Origin of the sequence: Heyndrickxia camelliae (assembly GCF_002844575.1) — a bacterium.
Lineage (GTDB): Bacteria > Bacillota > Bacilli > Bacillales > Bacillaceae_C > Margalitia > Margalitia camelliae.
Window position 1 is genome coordinate 1 of record NZ_PIQO01000051.1, and the last position, 3,244, is coordinate 3,244.

At 34.2% G+C, this 3,244-nt stretch carries 4 protein-coding genes and 2 pseudogenes; all 6 read right to left on the reverse strand.

Annotation, left to right across the window (positions count from 1 at the left end; translation table 11 throughout):
• Nucleotides 1-277, reverse strand: a pseudogene (locus CWO92_RS24760) (hypothetical protein); the annotation flags it as partial.
• A gap of 455 nt (nucleotides 278-732) precedes the next feature.
• Nucleotides 733-945: a DUF4234 domain-containing protein gene (locus CWO92_RS26655; protein ID WP_101356833.1), complete on the reverse strand. Its 213-nt coding sequence runs from the start codon at nucleotides 943-945 to the stop codon at nucleotides 733-735.
• A 46-nt stretch (nucleotides 946-991) separates the two neighbouring features.
• Nucleotides 992-1,228 (reverse strand): hypothetical protein, encoded by a 237-nt coding sequence (locus CWO92_RS24770; protein ID WP_101356834.1) that lies wholly within the window; start codon nucleotides 1,226-1,228, stop codon nucleotides 992-994.
• A gap of 215 nt (nucleotides 1,229-1,443) precedes the next feature.
• Entirely contained in the window at nucleotides 1,444-1,878 is a 435-nt protein-coding gene (locus CWO92_RS24775; protein WP_101356835.1) for a hypothetical protein, read from the reverse strand.
• Between the two features lie 40 nt (nucleotides 1,879-1,918).
• A complete protein-coding gene (locus CWO92_RS24780; protein WP_101356836.1) occupies nucleotides 1,919-2,326 on the reverse strand; it encodes a UCP033725 family protein in 408 nt (135 codons plus the stop codon).
• Between the two features lie 16 nt (nucleotides 2,327-2,342).
• Nucleotides 2,343-3,244: pseudogene (locus CWO92_RS25790) on the reverse strand (hypothetical protein); the annotation flags it as partial.

Below are 3,244 nucleotides of genomic sequence, written 5' to 3' on the forward strand. Positions count from 1 at the left end.
TTCGGTTTTTCGTGGTGTATTTGGAGATAGTGGCATCCCTCATCGTCTCTACGAATGCATCGATTTCTTCATAGAAGGGATGGTCGATTCTACGATCGACGATGTCCCCGACTTTTCCCGTAAAGGAATGGAGCACTTCAAAGTCTTCATACAGTGCTTGGTATTTACTCTTTTGACTTGTGTGATGAAAGGAAATCACTCCATCACTGTCATATTTCGCGATATCGGACTCTGCATCCTCTAAATTATCACTCAAATCCTTTAGGTCATCAATCATGCCTTTGCCCCAACGGCCAAGACCAATTAAATCNATCGCCGATGCCGTCTCTCATCTTTTCCCAGTCGGCTGGTATGTATTTGACGTCCATCACATTACCTCGATTCATGTTCAGTTTCTTACTTTTCTAGTAAAAACAAAAGAAACATTCTTATGGGTAAAATGAGTGATTCTACCCTATTCTTCTTCTCACGCTCTATGTCTGAACAAGTGGCTATTCAATTCATTGCGTTCGCATTATACAAATCTACGGAATTACCACTAAAAAAAGGGAGTTTACTGCCGTCCAGTATCATCATCAATAGATTTATTCTCTTATTGATATAATCGGTAAAAACCATTCTTATATGGCTTATACTTTATCCATTAAATAGATTGTTTTATATTGGACTGATGAGTCCCATGAGAAATAATCTCCCAATAGAAGGATTGCTAAAAAGAAGGCAGGCCACTGTTTAATCTGGTATTCCACGATAGCCCTTTGCCTGGGCGTATTCGTATACCTGTTTGGCGGTTTTATAATACCAATTTAGAAAATAGAATCGTAATGTAATAATTCCTAAGATTACTTCCACAGCTGGACTTTTTGACTTATTGCTAACAATCAATCGATCTGAAGTTTGATAGATCCAGTAAAGATAATAGATTCCAAGTAAATTGATAAAAATTTTAAAACACTGAAATTCTTTCTTTTTTTATTTTGATATTAAATAATTAATTATATCTACTTTTAGTTATACTGCACATGACATTAAATATTTCCTCTTCTGTTCCTTCTTGAACTACATCAAGGTCTTGACGTTCCCCTACCATATAGATTTTCCATACACCATCTTCTTCGAAACAACCTGTAACAAAGGGAATTATCTTCTTTTCTCCAATAACCAGATTTAATTTATTTGTATCAATGTTTTGCATTGCTATAAAGTTTTCATACTCTATTCTAGTCAAAGTGTTATGCCTCCTCCAATACACCCAAACATTTACTGAAACGCGAGTGTTGAGCTGAAATCACCAGCTTCGCCGTTTGCAAGTACATTATTTTAACTTTCATAATCCTAATAGAAGCTCGCTGTTTCGATTCAATATCAACAATATGCCTGATCTTTCTTGTAAAGGGATGCTAGGCAAAAAATTTATATTGTCCTCGATATTCGTTTTCCTGACTAGTTATTTTCGCTATATTTATATCTAATTGATATTGCAGCAGTCCCACTTCTTGGGTCTAAGTATGAAGAAACAATTCCCCAATTAAAGTCATATCTTAGATTCCCATTAGAAGTTTCATCAGGTTCGCCAAGAAGTTTCTTTACCCATTTATCATGACTTTCCTTTTTTTTCTGAACCTTATAATTTGACCAATTTGTGTAATCGTTAGTGAGATTCTCATCTGCATTTTCTAATTCTATATAGGTGATTCTATTTCCGCTAAAACCTATTACTATCCAGAAATTCATATTTTCAATACTTTTTACTATTTTAAAAGTAAATATCTCTGTATCTTGGTTATAGGGCATTAATTTATTATTAAAATATTGCAAAAAGAAGTTTCTATTTAACTGTCTATTTATTTGTATATCGTTAAGCCCTATATCTTCCAACCATTCACACCACCATTATCAATAACTAGTTTTCTCGACATTAAAGTTTCTTTATTAATTCTAAAACTTCAATCTCATCCTGATTTACTATTTTCTCATAGTAGTATTTATCGGTTCGTTCAAATCCATTTTGCTTTGCAAGTTCCGCATTATTAGTCCCAAGTCTAAATTGTGAGCCTGAATTACTAAAACTTAAATTAAATATATTTCCTTTGTACTTTGCTTTGTAATCAACTTCATAAATTTCATCAATTTCTGCTTTATTTATTTCCTTGATATATATCCTAGGTAAGTTAGCACTATCTTTATAATTGCTCGGATAAATTTTTTCTTTAAACCCATTGTTCAAATCCGCTTGATCGTCACTAACAAGTCTTATAATATCCCCATCAATATTACTAACTCTAAAGATTTTATTTGTATATTTTGCAAAAATCCCTTTTTCCATAGATACCCCTCCCTTATTATTTGACTGGTATAAACATTTTTAAATCACTATCAAATATAGCTACTAGTTTTTCAATACCATCCGTAACTCTATATAATTCTGCTCCATTATTAGGAAAATATCTATTATCAAATTGCCATTCAGGAACTAATTCACCATTTCTGGATCCTGTAAAACCATTCTGTGTACACGGTGGACCATCTGTATTTGTTCCTCCAAAGCGTTCTCCATAAGGGATTTCAATTCTATCTACATTGTTAGTTGTAAATTTAATTTTACCATACACATTCCCATCTTCCGGAAATGGCCTAGTTCCATTCCATGAAGTATAATCAAGACGGAAAGATTCAACCACATCACCATAGTTTTTAATATGACCAACGTCATCAAATTTAGCAACATATCCACCTATTTCAGCATAATCACCAGATATATATTTTTCTATATCACTAGCTGGAATTGTTTTCTGTAGCACAGTTTCTTTTGTAATAGGAGTTACTGAATCTCTTATTTCTTTCATAATACGAACTTCATCACTAGTTAATTCTGATATATGTTTCAGTTTTAATTCTTGGAAGTGACTGAAGGTTAAATTATGTTCTTTTAAAGCTTCTCCTATTTGGTTTTTGAAACTATTTGGAGATGCAACATCAGGCGCATGCAAGGATGTTTTTTGCACCACAACTGGTACATCTTTTACTTTAGACGCAGCACTTTTTAGCCTCGAGACTGATTCCCTTCCCGCGGTTTTCACCATATTATCAATATGGGTAACCCCTTGGTGAAACCCAGCCTTGACTCCTGTCCTTAATCCTAACGCTCCCAGATTCTCTCCAAGATGTGTCACTCGCACTGCACTGCTGAACTTCGATACCCCGCTCACTCCCGGAACAATATCCAGAGGAGCCAATACTCCTC

Excerpts from the sequence above, each read along its gene's own strand:
- CWO92_RS24780 (WP_101356836.1), bottom strand. The coding sequence starts at position 2,326 with ATGGAAAAAGGGATTTTTGCAAAATATACAAATAAAATCTTTAGAGTT.